The organism is Marinomonas flavescens, from assembly GCF_004352835.1.
GTDB lineage: Bacteria > Pseudomonadota > Gammaproteobacteria > Pseudomonadales > Marinomonadaceae > Marinomonas > Marinomonas flavescens.
The window spans coordinates 141,877-161,687 of record NZ_SJSB01000001.1; the positions used below are offsets into that span (position 1 = coordinate 141,877).

A 19,811-nucleotide genomic window follows, 5' to 3' on the forward strand; every position below is an offset into this window, starting at 1 on the left:
CGGTTGTAGACGGCAAGACTCAGCACTTATCTATTGTATGTATATAGGATAACGCGAGTCATGCCGATAAAAAAAGAGCGAGTGGCCTGTTTACGTTGACTGAGAATCCATTGAGCCTTGTGCTGGTATCACGTTTTCAATTGACGAATAAGTATCTATGAGAACGTCTAGCATCGCCGCAGCGACAATAGAAAGACTGGATCTTGGTTTACATAGAACCCCCACTCGGCGGCCAATTTCGGGTTCAACAATAGGGCGACAAAGTAGGTGTTGTTCATAAGCTTGTTGGCGGCAGATGACTGGCACAACGGCCACGCCCATGCCTTCACTGACCATTCTGACGACGGTGGTGAGCTGATGAGCATCGAAGGCGACCTTGAGTTCCATGCCCATTTCTTGCAATGAAGTTTCTATCATGGCGCGTACGCTAGAAGGGCGCTGTAAAGTGATGAAGTCGTATTCTAGCAGGGCTTGCCAGGTTATCTTGGTTGCGCTATTGAGCGGATGATGCTCAGGGAAAATAGCGATAAAGTTATCTTCATAGAGCGGATAAAATGCCAAATCTAGTAAGTTGCTTGGCTCAAAACAAATGCCGAGCTCGACCTGATTATTGCCCACCATATCGACGACAATGTCAGACAGTACATCGTCTATGGCGACTTGAATATGCGGGTAGCATTTGTGGTAGTTATGAATGGCTTTGGGCAATAAGGACGCGGCGAAAGAAGGCATGGAGGCGATGGATATTTTCCCTAGTTGAAGCGCAAAGCGTTGCTTCATTTCATCTTCCGCGTTTTCCCATTGGGCCAATATACGCCTAGCAAGAGGTACTAAGGCTTCACCTTCTGGCGTGAGTGACAGAGTACGTGTTGTTCGGGTTAGCAGTTTACCACCTAGATTCTCTTCTAAGCTTTTTACCGACAAGCTTAGAGCTGGCTGCGATAAATGCAGTTGGTTGGCGGCGCTGGCAAAGCTCATAGCATCTGCAACGGCGAGAAAGGCGCGTACTTGCTTTAAATTCATTTATTTAAAATTCTTATTAATAAATATAAAAATTAAAATTAATTTATTTATCGTCCTGAGTCAAACTGCAGTGACTTAAACTTTTACGCAATACTTTTAAAAAGCACTTTTAAACAATAATAATTAGGAGAAAAGTAATGGCGGGTTTTGACAAAGTAGTTACGTCTTATGAAGACGCCATGGCTGGGCTAGAAGATGGTATGACCGTCTTAGCTGGCGGTTTTGGCTTATGCGGTATCCCTGAAAATCTTATTCAAGAAATCAAACGACGACAAACTCGTGATCTAACCATTGTCTCTAATAACTGTGGTGTCGATGGTTTTGGCTTGGGCGTTTTGCTTGAAGATAAGCAAGTGCGCAAGATGGTTTCTTCCTACGTTGGCGAAAATGCGCTTTTCGAGAAACAGCTTTTAGACGGCGAGTTGGAAGTTGAACTTACTCCCCAAGGCACGCTAGCCGAAAAAATGCGTGCAGGTGGTGCGGGTATTCCTGCCTTTTTTACCGCGACCGGTGTGGGTACGCCAATCGGCGAAGGCAAAGAAGTTCGTGTCTTTAATGGCCGAGAATATCTAATGGAAGAAGCGATTACTGGCGACTTTGCTATTGTCAAAGGCTGGAAAGCGGACCGTTACGGCAATGTTATCTATCGCCATACGGCACAAAATTTTAATCCTCTCGCGGCAACAGCCGGAAAAATCACCGTTGTTGAAGTGGAAGAAATCGTCGAAGTTGGCGAACTCGATCCTGCTCAAATCCACACTCCTGGTATCTATGTTGATCGTGTTATTCAAGGCACGTTTGAAAAACGTATCGAAAAACGTACGGTACGATCTGCAGACTAATTTGCCCTGTCATATTGATGATTAACACTGACAAAAAAATAGACAAATAATAAGAGGCTCAAAGATGGCACTTACAAGAGAACAAATGGCACAGCGTGTCGCCCAAGAGTTACAAGATGGATTTTACGTAAACTTAGGCATTGGTATTCCGACTTTGGTTGCCAACTTCATTCCAGAGGGTATGGAAGTGATGTTGCAATCAGAAAATGGCTTGTTGGGCATGGGGGAGTTTCCAACGGAGGAAACCATCGATGCAGACATGATTAATGCGGGTAAGCAAACCGTTACCGCGGTTAAAGGTGCTTCTATTTTTTCTTCGGCAGAATCTTTCGCGATGATTCGTGGCGGTCATGTAGATCTAACGGTATTGGGTGCTTTCGAAGTAGATGTTAATGGCAATATTGCCTCTTGGATGATTCCTAATAAGCTCATCAAAGGTATGGGCGGCGCAATGGATCTTGTTGCTGGTGCAGACAACATTATTGTCACTATGACCCATGCGTCTAAATCAGGTGAATCAAAACTGTTAACGGATTGTTCCTTACCTTTAACGGGAAAAGGGTGTATTAAGAAGGTCTTAACGGATTTAGCTTGGTTAGAAATCGCAGACGGTGCTTTTATTTTGAAAGAACGCGCACCGGGTGTTTCTATCGAGGAAATCCAAGAGAAAACACAGGGTAAATTGATCGTTCCTGATCATGTACCTGAAATGGTGTTTGCTTAATATAATCTGAGTTAGCGGAGTAAAGACAATGAAAGCAGTAATTGTTGCAGCAGGAAGAACCCCTATAGGCTCATTTCATGGCGGCTTGTCCTCGTTGAGTGCGGTAGAGATAGGTACGCAGTTATTAACGGGTTTATTGGCTAAACAGCCAGCTCTGAAAGACAACATTGATGAAGTTATTCTAGGGCAGGTACTGGCCGCAGGCTGTGGGCAAAATCCAGCGCGTCAAACCGCGATTCATTCAGGATTGGCGAATAGCGTCTCGGCAATGACGATTAATAAAGTGTGTGGGTCTGGTTTAAAAGCCGTTCAACTGGCGGCTCAAGCTATCTTAAATGGCGATGCCAAAATGGTTGTTGCGGGTGGCCAAGAAAGTATGAGTCAGGCTGCTCATGTTTTACCAGAGAGTCGTTCTGGTAAAAAAATGGGCAACTGGGAAATGGTAGATACCATGGTCACAGATGGCCTATGGGATGCGTTTAACGATTATCACATGGGACAAACGGCTGAAAATATCGCGTCACGCTGGAACATTAGTCGTGAAGACCAAGATGCATTTGCCGTACAGTCACAGAAAAAGGCGGGGCAAGCGCAAGCAAAGGGCCGCTTTGTTGAAGAAATTATTCCTGTTGTTATTCCTCAGCGTAAAGGCGATCCCATCATTGTTTCAGAAGATGAGCAGATTAGGCCAAATGCGACTGAAGAAGTACTTGCTAGGTTACGTCCAGCGTTTAGCAAGGGGGGCTCGGTAACCGCGGGTAACTCATCTAGCCTTAACGATGGTGCTGCTATGGTGGTGGTGACGTCGGATGAAGAGGCGAAACGGTTAGGATTAACCGTGCTTGGTGTGATTGAAGCGGCGAGCAGTGCGGGTGTTGATCCTGAGATTATGGGCACAGGCCCGATTGCAGCAACAAGAAAAGTATTGGCTAAAACAGATTGGACACTGGCTGATCTGGACCTTATTGAGGCGAATGAAGCCTTTGCTGTACAGGCTTTGTGCGTTAATCAGGAACTTGGTTTAGACGTTAATAAAGTAAATGTAAACGGTGGCGCTGTTGCCTTGGGTCATCCTATTGGGGCATCAGGTTGTCGGATTCTTGTTACCTTGTTACATGAAATGAAACGTCAGGAGCGTCATAAAGGATTGGCAACGCTCTGTATTGGCGGTGGCATGGGAATCGCCATGTTAGTGTCACGTTAGAACGGTCAGGAAGACAAGACAATAAAGAGCAATATAAGCTTGAAAAAACATAAGCCAGACAACTCATCCAGTTGTCTGGCTTTAACCTAGAATAATTATAATATTAGGACACTCAATGACTAATAACGCAGTAAAACAGACTGCTTTGCAGCGCTTAAGTAAATTTTTCGTTACGCTTCTTCAGCGATACCTTCCTGATCCTTTTATCTTTGCCATTGTGCTAACTCTGGTCGTGTTTGTGCTGGTGATGCCAAGTACTGACCAAGGGCCAATGCAAGTGGTAAATGCTTGGGCTGGTGGGTTTTGGAAACTGCTTAGTTTCTCTATGCAGATGGCGATGGTGGTGGTAACCGGTCACGCGATGGCCAGTGCGCCTGCTTTTAAACGTAAATTAGCCATGTTGGCAGGTGTGGCGAAAACACCGGGTCAAGCCATCATCTTGGTGACAGTGATCAGTGCGATTGCATGTTGGATCAACTGGGGCTTTGGCTTGGTTGTCGGTGCTATTTTTGCGCGCGAATTGGCGTCAAGAGTAAAAGGTGTTGATTACCGTTTGTTGATCGCCTCCGCATACAGTGGCTTTTTGTTTTGGCATGCTGGTTTGTCTGGCTCGATTCCATTGGCGATTGCGGGTGGTGCGAATATCAGCACAGTGACAAATGGTGCGGTAACGTCGCCAATCCCAACCTCTGAAACTATCTTCTCGCCGATGAATCTCACGATTCTTGCTGTCATGCTGGTCGCGATTCCTTTGTTAAACCGACTCATGCACCCATCTCCTCAAGATACCATCACGATTGATGCATCCTTGCTTGAAGAAGAAAAAGTGGAAGCGCCTAAAACAGGTGATATGACACCAGCAGAGCGATTGGAAAATAGCCGTATATTGTCTCTTTTGTTAGGGGCAATGGGCTTTGCGTATATCATTTATTATTTCATTACTAATGGTTTTGCATTGAACTTAAACATCGTGAACTTTACCTTTTTGTTCACGGCGATTTTGCTTCATGGCACACCAAAAAGTTTGTTGAGTTCTGTCTCACAAGGTGCGCGTAACTGTTCTGGTATTCTTCTTCAATTCCCATTTTACGCAGGTATCATGGGCATGATGACAGCAACTGGTGACGGTGGTGCGTCATTGGCTGGCGTGATCTCGCAATGGTTTGTGTCGATTTCCAATGAAACGACATTCCCATTATTTACTTTCCTAAGTGCCGGTATTGTTAACTTTTTCGTTCCTTCTGGTGGTGGTCAGTGGGCGGTTCAAGCCCCTGTCATGATGCCAGCAGGCGCGGCGCTGGGTGTTGATGCTGCGAAAACTGCCATGGCAATTGCTTGGGGGGATGCTTGGACCAACATGATCCAACCTTTCTGGGCATTACCGGCGTTGGCGATTGCAGGTCTGGGTGCAAAAGATGTAATGGGTTACTGCATCATGGCTTTGATTGGCTCTGGTGTGATTATCTCACTAGGCTTCTTGATCTTTTAAGGTGCTGGTTTTAATTTGCTAGTTTTAAGCGCGTTGAATAGAGGTTTTTTACCTTTGTTTTAGCAGGCTTAATAGCCATTTATGGCTTGTTTACTATTAGGTCACGTTTCGATATTACTATTGGGACGTGGCCTTTTTATTTTTAAGAAAAGTATTGTTACCTAATCAGTAGAGCGGGTGGTAATAGGTGGCTTTCTGAGGGGAATGAATTCGGTAGTTCGGCAAATCTAATAGATTGAAAATGGGTACGTTAGGCACTCAAGACAGAGAAAGGCCACCATACTTTGTTATTTAAGTATGATGGCCTTTCTTATTTAGTGATTAAGCGAAGCCAAAAGCTTCAGGCAAGAACATAGCAAGAGGCGACCAGTAAGTTGTTACTAGCATCACAGGTAATGCCCCAAAAAACATGAAGAACATGGCAGGCTTCATTACTTTAGACATGCCTACTTTACCAACTCGACAGGTCATGAATAGGATTGGAGCCATCGGTGGACTATTACAGCCAATTACCACACTTGTTCCCACAATAGCTGCGAATTGTACTGGACTTACACCGATATGCTCCATAACAGGGACGAGTAGTGGACTAACAATAGCAACAACACTTACATCATCCATGATCATTCCAAGTAAAATTAAGAATATGTTTACTAAAAGTAAAATTAAAATTTTGCTTTGGAAGGTGTCTGTCAAAATATCAGTTAATTCTTGGGGAACGCGCTCAAGGGTTAAAATACGACTAGATACAAAAGAAAAAACTAAAATCACCATGATAACGCCAGTGGTGGTCGCGGCTGCAATTAAGCATTTGAAGAGTTTTTTATAATCAAGCTCTTTGTAAATAAACAACCCAACAGGGATCGAATAAACAACAGCAACAGCAGCGGCTTCTGTTGGTGTGAAAACACCACCATAAATACCACCTAAGATGATGACTGGTAACATCAGTGCAGGGATAGCTTTCCAGCCTGAAGAGCCAATGTTTCTCATGCGTTCGTTGAATTCAAGCTTTTCTGCCTGAATAGGGTTATTACGCATTTTGTACATGTTAAGCAGACAAAGGACAATAATAAGCAGAATTCCTGGACCAATCGTTGCCAAGAAGCAGGCTGCTACAGATTGTCTTGTAACAACCGCATAAAGAATCATGGTAATGCTCGGTGGAATCAAGATACCTAGCAATGAAGAAATACCTAATAGAGCGCTCGTATAATGACGAGTGTACCCATGCTTTTCCATAGGATCGATCATGATTGTACCAATAGAAGCAACCGCAGCGGATGCTGTACCGGATATGGCACCAAATACTCCGCAGGCAAGGATCATTGTGGATCCCATTCCTGATTTTGAACGGCCAACTAATGCTTCAACGAAGCTGACTAATCTTGACGCCAGCCCACCAGCTTGCATCAGATACCCAGTCATGACGAAAAGTGGCAACGCTAATAGAATAATTGAGTTTACAGACCAAAAGCCTGTGGTCATCAATGATGAAACATCGACACTGTATACTATTGACAAAATGAAAGTCATAGCAGCAAACGAATAAACAACGGGAACACCAATTATCATTAAAACAATAACGGCTGCGATAGCGAGAAGAGCACCCATACAAAAAATCCTGAGGTTATTTAATAACGTAATAGTTATAGCTACATGAAAATGCAGCTGGAATTAAGGCGTTAGCGATCAATTTAATTCTCTTATTTCTTTTATGTCGTTTAATAGGTCACGAACTAGATAAAAAGAAAGAAGAATACTTGCGACGAATAGAGCTCCTTGAGAGAAATACATTGGAATTCCAAATACGGGTGTGACTTGTCCTTTTTCGAACCCCCAAGAAGCCAGTGCGTAAGCCCATGTAATAAATAGAATAGCCATCGCAAGGGAAATTAAATTGGCAAGTAAGTGCACCCATTTAACAATCGTTTGGTTCTTGCAAAACGTTTGGAAGAAGTCTGCACTAAGGTGAGTACGTTCACGAGATGCCAGTACTGCACCCAACATGTAAAGCCACATTACACTTAGAAGGATAAGCTCTTCTAGGCCAAAGACAGGGACATGAAGGATAGAGCGGCATACGATTCCTATGGTGAGAGTGAACGCAATAAATAAGCTAGCAATCACAATTACTGGCTTAAGGGCAATCCCAATTATCGTGTCTAGAATGGCGATTATAGAAAGAAGAAAATTCATCATAGCCTCTGATAAATTATTAAAAGTGAGGTGATTCAAAATGGATCACCTCACAAAAGTGGAAAAGGAAAAATTAATTAGGGGTCGATACGTTTGCTCTAACTTCATCCATAATTTTAGAACCTAATTTGGCTTCAGCTTGTGGCCACACATCGGCACGAACACGTTTTACCCAAGCAGTTAACTCTTCAGGAGTTGGTTTAATATATTGCATACCACCTTCTTGGGCTGCTTTGATCCATTTTGCATCTTCTTTCTTCGCATTTTTGAACTGAAGATTAATAACTTCATCGGCCGCAGAAGAAATAATATCTTGGTCTTCTTTATCCAGAGACTTCCATTTTTCCTGATTCATTAAGAGTGCGAAAGATGAGAAATTTTGATTCGATTGCACGTAGTAATCTAGCTGATCGCGAAAATACTGATAATCCCAGTAGATAACATTTGATGAATCGCCATCGACAACACCCGTTTGGATGGAGGTATATACTTCAGACCAATCAATAGGAACAGCTTGGAACCCCATTGCTTTCATTGTTTGTGGAAGAGGGAAGATAGGTTGAGAACGGACTTTCAGACCTTGTGCTTGTTTAAAGTTGGTAGCATAGCGACCTTTGGTGGCAATACCACCAAACCCTTCTGGATAGGGGCCAAAATATTTTAACCCTAAATCACTGAAAACAGGCGATACGATCTTTTTAAGCCAACCATTGTGTCCGTACGCTTTAATTGCATCATCCCAGTTTAAGACAAGGTAAGGCAGATAAATTATCCCAATACGGTCGTCATAAGAGGTTTGAGGCCAGGTTAGCATCATATCTATATTGTCTTTGACGAGTTGATCGAAAAGTTCTTGTTGACCACCAAGTTCACCCTGATAGAAGACATTTATTTTGATTCGTCCGTGGGACTTCTCTTTAACTAATTTGGACCAAAGTTGCATAGATTGTCCCTGAGGTGACTTGCTATCCCCAGCTTCAGTTGCGAGTGTCAGCTTATAACTTTCTGTACTGGCAAGCGCTTTTCCTATAGAGGCGATACTAAGGGCAGCCGATACAGCCAGCACTTGAACCAGTTTTTTATTGAGTAATGTCATTATGATTCCTTGATTTGTTTTATCTAGAAAACTAGATTTTATTGTTATTAAAAGAATTAACGTTTGTTCTTATAAGACCCCCTCATGGTCTTACTTTTTATAAAATTTCAGTCTAGCCAATGTTGGGCTTAACCCAAAAAAGTCCTTAAAACTATTGCTGAAATGACTGCTAGTGCAAAAGCCACTAGCAATGGCAATATTTGTAATGCTTGTATTTGATTGTGTTAACAATCGATGTGCATGATTTAATCGAATTTCGAGGTAAAACTTAGAAGGAGTACTATTAAGGTACTTCTGAAAAAGACGTTCTATTTGTCGTCTAGATAAAGAGCTAAATTGTACTAATTCATTAATTTTAAGAGGCTCTTCTATGTTGTTATTCATTAGATTTAAAGTCGAATTCAATTTTTCTGGTAGGCGATGGCTGTTATATATATCTAATTTAATTGACTCACCTGTTTGTGGCCCTTTATCACAACTGAGAATGTCGCGAATGGTTCTTACTATTTTTTCACCTTTTAGTTTTTCTATTAGGTTCAAAACCATTTCTTGACTACTGTTGATACCCGCGCTGCTAGAGAAGTGATCATGAACAGTAAAAGCATGATGAGAGAGAATGGCATCGGAGAAGTGTTCTTTTATATACGAGTGGCTATTTGGGTGTGCTGAGAACTCAATGCCATTCATCAGTCCTGCATTGGCTAAATGAATCACACCATTCCAAAGTGAAGCAAGATGAATGCCCTTTTTATAGGCGGTCATTAAAAATGAATTTATTATTTCATTTTTACCAAGATCACAACGATAGCCGCCACAAACGATAATAATATCGAAGCTAAATAATTCTTTTTTTAATATTTTTGAAATAACCAAATCTGTTGATATGTTGATATTTAAATCACTTTCAACTGAAATCGAATTTATCCCCATTGTTTTTGTTTCGAAAATAAGGTTTTCTGAAAACAAATTAGCAGTGATCAAGGTATCCACAGAAGAGGTAAACGAAGCGATTGAAAAATTATCCAATAAAAGAAAACCAATCTTCGTGATTTCTACATTTAGATCATCTTTGATCATAAATGGTGAGTTTTTTATGGGCTCACTGACTAGTTGTTCAAAATTGTGTGTTCTCATAGTATTTACTTTTTATCGTTGTTATATGACAAGCTGCGTTTTCTTATATTAGAACATTACTTTTTAATAGCATTCAGTCCAACGATATATAGTTATTCAAAACGATTACATTTTGTTATTAGTGCTATGTGGCGGTGATTTGAGGGGGGTAACCGGCTTATTTTTATGTAAAAATTAGTCTTTTTTATCTGATAGTAAAGTGGAAAATAATTTCGATAGGTGCTCAGCATCGTTTATCTATTAAAAAATAAGGCCTGTATAAGTTTGATGTGAGATTGCCTCGTAATGTTTTTCTTATCTAAAGCCGTCTGAAGCTCTCCAATGGAGGAATCCTGATTCCTTTAATGCTTGAATCTGGTATGGTTCTTGGGTAGTAGTGGCGTTGGCTGGCTGATTTTTGGAGCTTGGTGTATTAGGTAAAAGCTGACGACAGTTTGTCCGAGTCGATTCTTATTGAAAGTATTATAAAAATGCGATGATTAATATCTATACCCTCTCTCTTTCATTATCGCTGATAAGTCGTTTTATCTCTGGGTAAATGTACAGTGGTATTGGCATAAATAAGGTGCGCCTCATGGCTAAATATGTAGAACCTGATCAGATTTTAGTAAAGATGCCTTCTTTGACGGCCGTTAAGTCGTTTGTTGCGGCGGCTAAATATCAAAATTTTACCCGTGCGTCGGAATCTTTATGCGTTACACAAGCCGCTATTAGCCGGCAGATTAAAGAGCTTGAGACATTTCTGGGCGTGGATCTTTTTAAGCGTGCAGGCCGCACAGTGGAGTTAACGGAAGCGGGAACGATTTTCTATGATGCGGCTTACTTATCCTTTGTGAATATTGCTCAAGCTGCCCAGAGAATTAAGTCTTCTGAAAAGAAAAATAGAGAGCTAACCATTTGTTGTTCGCCTGCTTTCTCAGCATTATGGCTGTCTTCAAGATTGCCTGATTTTATTTCATCGAACCCTGAAGTCGATATTAATATAGTCACGACAAGTGATTTTCTTCATATGGAACCTGGCGTTCACCCAGATGTTTTCATTAATAAAGTATTAGATCCTCGTGAAGGGTTTCATTCGATCCCATTATTTTATGATCTTATCTATCCAGTATGTTCTCCGTTATTTTTAGAAGAAAACTCAAACTTTGATAGTTTAGAAGATTTCAAAAATTCTACTCTTCTAAATCTTAGTCCTTATGGCCGATCTCAGGTTGCTGAGCATGTCGATTGGGGAGTATGGTTTAATCGTATCGATTCAAATTTTTCTTTCGGTGAGAACCACCAGCAGTTTAGTGCGAATGATTATAATATGATTGTTCAAATGGCACTTAGTCATAAAGGTATTTTTTTAGGATGGAATCACCTTGTGGCTCCGATGATAGAGCAAGGTTTATTAGTGAAGGTCGGGAATTCAGAAGTACGATATCGTGAGAAAGTGCATTATTTTACCTATTTAGAAAATCATAAAAATGATGAATTATTAGAGCTGTTTAAACATTGGATTTTGAAGATGGTAGAAAAAGAGCCGACAAATATTCTTGCTGTATATTAATTAAATTATTATTGATAAACCTTTACAAGTCTTAAAATCCATTATGATTTATAAATCATAATTTTAAGTTATGATTAACCTATAAAAAAGGTTGTTTGTGTTTGTTGTTGTCGCATCGTTACTATGAGAGCGAAATAATTGAAGCAGTAATACTGTTTTTATATATAAACTCTCATAGTTAAGGTGAAATCAATGATTTTCGAAGGTATCTATACACCGGTTATTACGCCATTTTCAACAGACCTATTAATTGATTTTGATGCATTTGAAATCCATATTAAATACCTGTTAGATTCTGGTGTTAACGGATTAATGATAGGAGGCACAACGGGTGAATACTATGTTGAGAGCCTTGAAGAACGTGTGGAGTTATTAAAAATAGCACGCCAAGTTTGCGGCGATAATTTACAAATTATTTTTGGCACAGGCTCTATTAACCCCGTTGATTCTATTGAGTTAGCCAAACGTGGTGTTGAGTGTGGTGCAGATGTATTGTTAGTAGCAACGCCACCTTATTCTCTTCCTACCCAGTATGAATTAGCCCAACATGCACTTTCGATTTCTGAGGCCGCTGCTGGTACCCCTGTTATGCTTTATAACTACCCAGACCGTATGGGGGTAAATATGGAAGCAGAGTTTTTCGACTTGGTGGCTCAAAATACTAACATTTGTAGCATTAAAGAAAGCTCTGGTGACATAAACAGAATGCATATGCTGATGAATGATTATCCTAATATCCAGGTTGCTTGTGGTATGGACGATCAAGCCCTAGAGTTTTTTGCATGGGGTGCTAAAAGCTGGGTGTGTGCTGGCTCAAATTTCCTTCCTAAAGAACATCAAGCACTTTATCAAGCTTGTGTTATTGAAAATAATTTCGAAAAAGGTCGTCGCATCATGAAAGCGATGATGCCTTTAATGTCTGTTCTTGAGCAAGGCGGCAAGTTCATTCAAAGCGTTAAGCACGGTGTGACTATTGATGGTCGCTTTGCCGGCGAAATGCGCAAACCTATGCTTGCGCTTAGTGACGATGAGAAGCGTGTTATGGAAGATGTTGTCGCTGAGCTTAAAGTGAATGTAGCTGCCATTATAGCGGAGGCATAATCTATGACTGACCTTTTAACGTTAGCGGAATATACCAGTATCGCAGAAAAACTAACGCCTCCCTCAGACAGTTTTATAAACGGTGGCTTTCGTCCTTCTAGCAATGGCGCGAAAATCGTTGTAACGAATCCCGCGACAGGTGCGCATATTACAGACATCGCAGCGTGTACTGCCGAAGATGTGGATTTTGCTGTAAGTAAGGCGCGTGATGCGTTTGAAAGTGGTGTATGGAGTAAGAAACACCCATCTGAACGTAAGCGTATTCTTCTTAAGCTTTGTGATCTTATTGAAGAAAATGCTACAGAATTAGCCGTAATGGAAAGTATAGATTCCGGTAAGCCGATCGCAGACTGTGTGAACATTGATATTTCAGAAGTGATTCATACGTTGAGTTGGCATGCTGAGCTGATGGATAAAATTTACGATCAAACCGCACCAGTAGGTAATGACGCAATGGCAATGATTGTGCGTGAACCGGTTGGTGTGGTTGGTGCCGTTTTACCATGGAATTTCCCTATTCTAATGCTGGCTTGGAAAATGGCGCCTTCACTGGCGGCAGGTTGTTCTGTTGTATTAAAGCCTGCAGCACAGACCTCTTTAACCGCCTTGCGTGTCGCTGAATTAGCCTATCAAGCGGGTGTGCCGGCTGGCGTATTTAATGTAATAACAGGTTCTGGTAAAGAGGTGGGTGAAGCCATTGGTCGTCACATGGATGTTGATATGGTGACATTTACAGGCTCAACGGCAACAGGTCGTCGTTTCTTGGGTTACTCGGCTGAGTCAAATATTAAAGAAGTTGTCCTAGAACTTGGCGGCAAAAATCCCTGTATTGTTCTGGATGATGCGGAAGATATTGATACTGTTGCAGAGCAAGTTGTTGCTGCGGCTTTTTGGAATATGGGGGAGAACTGTTCAGCAGGTTCTAGGCTTATTGTGCAAAGTGGTATTAAGGACGAGTTACTTTCTCACATCGTAAAGCATTCGAAAGAATGGAAAACAGGAAACCCTTTAGACCCTTCCAATCAGCTGGGGTGCTTGGTTGATACGAACCACTTTTCAAAAGTGGCAGAATATTTAGACATAGCCAAAGAAGACAAACATAAGTTGATTCTCGGCGGGGAAACCGTCGATGGTCGCTACGTAATGCCAACCATTTATGACGGTGTTAAAAATACAGATCGTTTGGCTGTAGAAGAAATCTTTGGCCCAGTGCTGTCCGTGATAACGGTGGATAGTTATGAAGAGGCCATCGCCGTAGCAAATGATACGGAATATGGGCTGGCTGCTTCTATATTCTCCGCGAACTCAAAAAAATCATTACGTGCTGCTCGTGAATTGAAAGCAGGCACAGTCACGGTGAATTGTTTTGGTGAAGGCGATATTTCTACGCCATTTGGTGGTTACAAGCAATCTGGCTTTGGTGGGCGTGATAATTCTATTCATGCACATGATCAATTTACTCAGTTAAAAACTATTTGGGTAGATTTAAGCGAATAACACAGTGCTTTAGTAGATAACGGATTTAATCATTTTTCTGTAGTCATCCTTTGTAAATTAAGAGCCCTTTCATTAAGGGCTCCTTTTCGATTATCTAAATATAGTCGTAGAGGTAACGTATGCGCGATAAAACCATAAAGGTAAGAAGTCTCCCTAAGGACCCAGGTCCTGCGGGGTGGAATATGCTATTACAGCCAGCCAACGGGCATCCAACATTAGAGCAGAACATCGATGCCGATTGGGTGATTATCGGAGGTGGTTTTGCAGGTATGGCGGCAGCGAGAAGGTTGCTACAGTTAACGAACAATGAGCGAATTGTTGTTTTAGAAGCCAAACAAGTAGCGAGTGGTCCAGGGGGGAGAAATAGTGGCTTTATGATTGATCTACCACATGAATTAACTTCTGAAACTTATGCTGGCTCTTTAGATAATGACTTGCGACAAATCCGTCTTAATCGTAGGGCAATTGAGTTTGCGGGCGAGATGGCAAATGAATTTGGCATGCCTAAAAGCACGTTTGATCCTTGTGGAAAATGGACCGCAGCTTGTACAGAGAAAGGTATGAGCCATATAAATAAATATGCAAAACATCTAGATGCAATTAACGAAAGTTATCAGATAGAAAACGCTTACGACTTAGAAGAAATTACAGGTAGTCAGTTTTATACCGGCGGAATATATACCCCAGGTACGGTCATGATACAGCCAGCTGCTTTTCTTAGGTCTGTGGCTGATGGTCTAAGAAATAAAGTGTCTATTTATGAAAATTCACCAGTAACAGAGCTTAGTCTGGGTGATGTACATCTTGTTAAAACACCCAAAGGTAACGTGCGTACAAAGCGTATTATTTTAGCGGTCAATGGACACGTTAGTTCTTTTGGGTATTTCCCAGGCCAATTGTTACAAGTTTTTACTTATGCCTCTATGACGAGAGCACTTAACAGTAAAGAGCTTAAATCCTTGAAGGGGATGAATGATTGGGGGCTTCTTCCAGCAGACCCGATGGGAACAACGATACGAAAAATATCAGATGTAAATGGATGTGGGCACCGTTTAATTATTCGTAATCATGCGACGTTAAATCAGTCTAGAGAAGCGAATTCTTACAACATGTACCATGCCGCAAAGCTTCAAGATAAATCTTTCTTAAGACGGTTTCCGTTTTTAAAAGAGGTTCAAATGGAGCATCGGTGGGGAGGACGTCTCTGTTTAAGCTGGAACTCTGCACCCGCATTTGGAGAAGTTGATAAGAGAGTATGGTCTGCTTGTTGTCAAAACGGTTTAGGTACAGTGAAAGGCACCTTATCTGGCATGATGGCAGCAGAGTTAGCTGTTTTAGGTACCTCTCCTATGTTAGAACAATATTTAATACATGAAGAGCCAAAGAAATTACCGCCAGAACCATTTTTGACAATTGGTGCTAATGCGACAATGCGTTGGAAAGAATGGATGGCAGGTAAAGAGCTTTAAGACAGAAATTATTAGAGTATTGCTCTCCTTAATGAATTTAGCGATTGTGATGTTACTCGCTTATTTAATGTGATCTTGAAACAGGTTAATGTTAACAGTACGTTTTTATAAAGGCTTAATTGCTTAATCGGTGAACTACGATTGAGTGATTAAGCCTTTTTGTTTTTGTGACGTACTGCTTTGTGTGGATCAATGTCGATTTTCTGTTTATAAAATCATTAATATTCATCATTTTTAGCTCTTATTAGTCGTAAAAAGGATTCAAAATGACGAAGTATTTACTGTCCGAAAAGTACCGTTAAATAAGCGCCCTTCAACTATAGACGACCGGTCTATTGTTGCTTTACTATTATAACCAATGAGACAGAAGAGGGGAGGCAGGCGTCATTTTTTGACGTTACTTTAGCCATATAATCGACGGTTACGTTTTGCTTATTCAGCGAGATATAGTCCAAGGTGATGCAGTGCGTTAATCTGTTTTTATTACACTCCTCTATTCTAGTGCCGTAGGCGGAAATATAACGATCCGCTTTCATATTGAAACCAAAGGATACTGATACATGAAAAATTTCAATTTTCAAAATCCAACACGAATTCTATTTGGTAAAGGTCGCATTGCTGACCTGAATGATCAGATACCTAGTGATGCTAAAGTAATGATCCTATTTGGCGGAGGCAGCGCTGAACGTAGTGGTGTTTTAGGACAAATTCGTGAAGCACTTGCTGGACGTACATTGGTTGAGTTTGGCGGAATTGAACCAAACCCACGTTATGCCACTGCATTGAAAGCCGTTGATATGATCAATGAAAACAACGTGGACTTTTTGCTTGCTGTTGGTGGTGGGTCAGTAATCGACGCGACTAAATTTATCGCGGCAGCAACAAAATACGAAGGTGATGCTTGGGAAATCCTGACATCATACGGCTCGGTCATTAAGGAAGCTATGCCATTTGGTTCAGTGCTTACGCTACCTGCTACGGGTTCTGAAATGAATTCTGGTGGTGTCATTACTAACCCTGAGAAAGAAGCAAAGCTACCGTTTAATAGCTCGCATTGTTTCCCTGTTTTCTCAGTATTAGATCCAGAGATTACTTATACTTTACCGCCTCGCCAAGTCGCTAATGGTGTCGTAGATGCTTTTGTTCATACTATGGAGCAGTATTTGACTTATCCATCTGCTGCGTATGTTCAAGATGGTTTTGCCGAGACTTTATTGCGCACGTTAATAGAGCTTGGACCTAAGGCGCTTGAAACTCCTAAAGATTACGATATCCGCTCGAACCTAATGTGGACGGCTACGCTGGCTCTTAATGGTTTAATTGGTGCAGGTGTTCCTCAAGATTGGGCAAGTCACATGATTGGGCATGAAATTACAGCGCTTAATGATACCGACCATGCTCGTACGTTAGCGATTGTATTGCCATCGTTGATGAATGACCAGCGTGATAGAAAACGTGAAAAATTACTGCAATATGCGGCCAATGTTTGGAACATTCGTGATGGCTCTGAGGATGCTCGAATTGATGCGGTGATTGATTCAACTCGTCGTTTCTTTGAGCAAATGGGCATTAAAACGCATTTGAGTGATTACGCCATTGGAGCATCTGAAATTGATCATATTGTTAACGCTTTAAAAGAGCATGGCATGACAACACTGGGTGAGCACGATGCGATTACCCCAGAAGATGCTCGTCGCATACTAAACGCTGCGTTATAGGAGAAAGTTAATATGAAACAAACTGATACAGTAAATCGTAAATTGGTATTGGCACAACGCCCTAAAGGTGAGCCAACTAAAGATACGTTGAAGCTTGTTGAAGAAGCGATTCCTACCGCCGCTGATAATCAGATGCTGTTACGCACTGAGTATCTATCGCTTGATCCTTATATGCGAGGCCGTATGAGCGATGCTCCATCCTATGCCGCACCAGTAGAAATTGGTGATGCAATGGTCGGTGGTACGGTCGCTCAGGTGGTTACTTCTAATGTTGAAGGTTTTGCACCAGGAGACTGGGTGCTTAGCTACAATGGCTGGCAGGACTACGCTTTGTCAGATGGTACTGGCGTAACAAATCTTGGCGAATCACCTGAACATCCATCTTGGGCACTCGGTATTTTAGGTATGCCAGGCTTTACTGCTTGGGCTGGTCTAATACAGATTGGTGCCCCAAAACCAGGTGAGACAATTGCTGTTGCTGCTGCGACGGGACCAGTCGGCGCTACGGTTGGCCAAATTGGTAAACTATTAGGCTGTCGCGTTGTTGGTATCGCTGGTGGGGATGAAAAATGCACGTATGCCGTTGAAGAGCTAGGCTTTGATGCCTGCCTTAACCATAAGGCGGATAACTTTCAGGAGCAGCTTGCTAACGCGTGTCCAGAAGGAATCGATGTGTACTTCGAAAGCGTTGGTGGCAAGGTTCTTGATGCGGTAATGCCTCTATTGAACTCGAATGCCCGCGTGCCTGTTTGTGGGTTAGTGTCGCAATACAATGCAACAGAATTGCCAGAAGGGCCAGATCGCATGAACTGGTTGATGGGGCAAATCTTGCGTAAGAAAATCAAGGTGCAAGGTTTTATTATCTTTGATGATTTTGGACACCTTTATCCTGATTTTGCTAAAGAGATGAGTGTTTGGGTTGAAGGTAATAAAATTAGCTACAAAGAAGAAATGATTGATGGTTTAGAGAATGCGCCAGAAGCCTTTGTTGGCCTTCTTAAAGGTGAAAACTTCGGTAAACGAGTGATTCGCGTCGGCCATCATTGATATAAAACAATAGACGAATTCAGATAGTTCTAGCCTCTAGCGGTGTGAGCATTTTGATGACGTTTATAGCCCGCTCTTAAAATAGATAGAGCAAAGGGTGAAACATAAAAAAGCCAATTTGATGACGAATCAAATTGGCTTTTTCAATAAAACAATTTTAATAAAACAATGTCTGTTAACTTGGCGGCAGCCCCAGTAATCCCCGTGTTGCGTCTAGCGCAGATTCTAGCGGATTACGGTCTCGTGTGATTTTTGCGAGTAAACTGGCTCCCAACCACAGTTGATAGAGCGTCATAGCCAGTGTTTTAGCCTTCAAATGAGCCGCTAGCGATCCGTCAGCAATGCCATCTTCAATAGCTTGAGCAAGCCGTTCAATGACTTGATTAGTTGATTGTTGTAAAACGGTACGCATAGGTTCAGATAAATCACTAACCTCGGCAGCCAGTTTGACGGCTAAGCATTTTCCTTTCGGGTCACAGGACGATTGTGTTTCTAGCCAGGCTTCCCAGTAACCCATTAAGCGCTCAGCACCAGACAGATTTGGCTGAGATAATTGCTCCTCTAGAGAAAGGTAATAAATCGAGAAGTAATTCTTGAGCAGCTCTTCGCCAAAGATCTCTTTGGAGCCGAAATAATGATAAAAAGACCCTTTAGGAACACCGGATGCCTTTAGAATTTCATTTAATCCGACGGCACTAAAACCTTTGCCGCTGATGATTTCTTGTGCGGTTTCGAGGATGTGGTTACGCATGTCGTTCGTTTTTACTTTTGGTTTCATCTGTAAATTTTATGCCGGAATAGACCAGTTGTCTATAAACCTATTTAATTTGATTGAAAGCGTAAGTCACGTTAATGAAATGAATAATTAGACCAGTCGTATATGATTGATTTCATCGCGCGATTAGCCTACTTTAACAGGCCATTAGTCTAACTATTTTTGCTTCTTCTCACCTTGTTAAAACATCGGAGTTAAACGTATGATCATCGTTCACCATTTAAACAACTCGCGCTCACAACGTATCCTCTGGCTACTGGAAGAGTTAGGTCTTGAATACAGTATCAAACATTATGAGCGTGATTCTGTTACTAACCTAGCGCCGCCAGAACTTTTTCATGTTCATCCATTAGGCAAATCGCCAGTGATTGAAGACAAGGGAATGATCATTCATGAATCTGGTGCGATTATTGATTATCTTGTCCGAAAATATTCAACCAACCAACTGAATCCTATTTTAGAAAGCCAAGAGTATGAGGAATATGTGCAGTGGCTTCACTATGCTGAAGGCTCGGCAATGCTTCCACTTCTATTGAAAATCTACGTTGGTCCACTTGGCGATGGTGGCTTACCGTTAGAGCCGCGAATTAATAGTGAACTGAATAATCATTTAGATTTTATTGAAGCGTCGTTACAAGGGAAAAGCTACTTGGTAGATGATCAATTCAGTGCAGCAGATGTTCAAATGAGCTTCGTTGGAGAGCTTGCCGTCTCTTTTGGTTTGTGCGAACAACGCCCACACATAGTTGCTTGGGTAAAACGCCTTCAGGCTCGTCCAGCTTATCAAGCAGCCCTTAAAAAAGGTGGCCCCTATCGCTTGGCTGACTAGTTCTAGACTGACTAGTTTTAAGTATGCTGAGGCAGGTATAGATTAAATTGGCCTTATGGCTATCTTTGAAATAATAAATGCTAGGCCGTTTCTCCAGATTGAGAAACGGCCT

At 41.7% G+C, this 19,811-nt stretch carries 17 protein-coding genes; 11 read left to right on the forward strand and 6 right to left on the reverse strand.

The genetic code is table 11. From position 1 onward, the window contains the following. Positions 1–90 precede the first annotated feature (90 nt). Positions 91–1,023, reverse strand: a complete 933-nt coding sequence (locus E0D70_RS00660) for a LysR family transcriptional regulator (protein ID WP_133010333.1) — start codon at positions 1,021–1,023, stop codon at positions 91–93. A gap of 137 nt (positions 1,024–1,160) precedes the next feature. Here E0D70_RS00660 and E0D70_RS00665 point away from each other — a divergent pair, with 137 nt between their 5' ends. The 4 genes from E0D70_RS00665 (at position 1,161) to E0D70_RS00680 (ending at position 5,282) form a co-directional block, all read left to right on the forward strand. After that, positions 1,161–1,865 (forward strand): CoA transferase subunit A, encoded by a 705-nt coding sequence (locus E0D70_RS00665; RefSeq protein WP_133010334.1) that lies wholly within the window; start codon positions 1,161–1,163, stop codon positions 1,863–1,865. Between the two features lie 64 nt (positions 1,866–1,929). Then, complete coding sequence (locus E0D70_RS00670) at positions 1,930–2,589, forward strand: CoA transferase subunit B (RefSeq protein WP_133010335.1); 660 nt, start codon at positions 1,930–1,932, stop codon at positions 2,587–2,589. A 28-nt stretch (positions 2,590–2,617) separates the two neighbouring features. After that, complete coding sequence (locus E0D70_RS00675) at positions 2,618–3,793, forward strand: acetyl-CoA C-acetyltransferase (RefSeq protein WP_133010336.1); 1,176 nt, start codon at positions 2,618–2,620, stop codon at positions 3,791–3,793. A gap of 115 nt (positions 3,794–3,908) precedes the next feature. Then, on the forward strand, positions 3,909–5,282 hold the full coding sequence (locus E0D70_RS00680; RefSeq protein WP_133010337.1) for a TIGR00366 family protein: 1,374 nt from the start codon (positions 3,909–3,911) through the stop codon (positions 5,280–5,282). A 321-nt stretch (positions 5,283–5,603) separates the two neighbouring features. On the opposite strand, the gene E0D70_RS00685 is transcribed toward E0D70_RS00680, so the two are convergent. The 4 genes from E0D70_RS00685 to E0D70_RS00700 form a co-directional block, all read right to left on the reverse strand. After that, complete coding sequence (locus E0D70_RS00685) at positions 5,604–6,896, reverse strand: TRAP transporter large permease (RefSeq protein ID WP_133010338.1); 1,293 nt, start codon at positions 6,894–6,896, stop codon at positions 5,604–5,606. A gap of 78 nt (positions 6,897–6,974) precedes the next feature. Then, positions 6,975–7,520, reverse strand: a complete 546-nt coding sequence (locus E0D70_RS00690; protein ID WP_133010339.1) for a TRAP transporter small permease — start codon at positions 7,518–7,520, stop codon at positions 6,975–6,977. 34 nt (positions 7,521–7,554) lie between these two features. Then, positions 7,555–8,577 (reverse strand): TRAP transporter substrate-binding protein DctP, encoded by a 1,023-nt coding sequence (gene dctP, locus E0D70_RS00695; RefSeq protein ID WP_133010340.1) that lies wholly within the window; start codon positions 8,575–8,577, stop codon positions 7,555–7,557. A 90-nt stretch (positions 8,578–8,667) separates the two neighbouring features. Beyond that, a complete protein-coding gene (locus E0D70_RS00700; RefSeq protein WP_133010341.1) occupies positions 8,668–9,711 on the reverse strand; it encodes a GlxA family transcriptional regulator in 1,044 nt (347 codons plus the stop codon). A gap of 574 nt (positions 9,712–10,285) precedes the next feature. Here E0D70_RS00700 and E0D70_RS00705 point away from each other — a divergent pair. The 6 genes from E0D70_RS00705 to E0D70_RS00730 all read left to right on the forward strand — a co-directional run bounded on the left by E0D70_RS00705 (position 10,286) and on the right by E0D70_RS00730 (position 18,095). Next, positions 10,286–11,263 carry a LysR family transcriptional regulator gene (locus E0D70_RS00705; protein ID WP_133010342.1) on the forward strand — a complete coding sequence of 326 codons (978 nt, stop codon included), beginning with the start codon at positions 10,286–10,288 and terminating at the stop codon, positions 11,261–11,263. Between the two features lie 192 nt (positions 11,264–11,455). Continuing rightward, a complete protein-coding gene (locus E0D70_RS00710) occupies positions 11,456–12,364 on the forward strand; it encodes a dihydrodipicolinate synthase family protein (RefSeq protein ID WP_133010343.1) in 909 nt (302 codons plus the stop codon). Positions 12,365–12,367: 3 nt separating this feature from the next. Further along, positions 12,368–13,861 carry an aldehyde dehydrogenase gene (locus E0D70_RS00715; protein ID WP_133010344.1) on the forward strand — a complete coding sequence of 498 codons (1,494 nt, stop codon included), beginning with the start codon at positions 12,368–12,370 and terminating at the stop codon, positions 13,859–13,861. 119 nt (positions 13,862–13,980) lie between these two features. Then, positions 13,981–15,330: an NAD(P)/FAD-dependent oxidoreductase gene (locus tag E0D70_RS00720; protein WP_133010345.1), complete on the forward strand. Its 1,350-nt coding sequence runs from the start codon at positions 13,981–13,983 to the stop codon at positions 15,328–15,330. 560 nt (positions 15,331–15,890) lie between these two features. Continuing rightward, positions 15,891–17,048: an iron-containing alcohol dehydrogenase gene (locus tag E0D70_RS00725; protein ID WP_133010346.1), complete on the forward strand. Its 1,158-nt coding sequence runs from the start codon at positions 15,891–15,893 to the stop codon at positions 17,046–17,048. A gap of 12 nt (positions 17,049–17,060) precedes the next feature. Further along, positions 17,061–18,095: an NADP-dependent oxidoreductase gene (locus tag E0D70_RS00730; RefSeq protein ID WP_133010347.1), complete on the forward strand. Its 1,035-nt coding sequence runs from the start codon at positions 17,061–17,063 to the stop codon at positions 18,093–18,095. A 175-nt stretch (positions 18,096–18,270) separates the two neighbouring features. Here the strand turns inward: E0D70_RS00730 and E0D70_RS00735 are convergent, their stop codons facing one another. After that, positions 18,271–18,873, reverse strand: coding sequence for a TetR/AcrR family transcriptional regulator (locus E0D70_RS00735; RefSeq protein WP_133010348.1), 603 nt, complete (start codon positions 18,871–18,873; stop codon positions 18,271–18,273). A gap of 199 nt (positions 18,874–19,072) precedes the next feature. Here E0D70_RS00735 and E0D70_RS00740 point away from each other — a divergent pair, with 199 nt between their 5' ends. Then, positions 19,073–19,699, forward strand: coding sequence for a glutathione S-transferase (locus E0D70_RS00740; protein WP_133010349.1), 627 nt, complete (start codon positions 19,073–19,075; stop codon positions 19,697–19,699). The last annotated feature ends 112 nt before the right edge of the window (positions 19,700–19,811 follow it).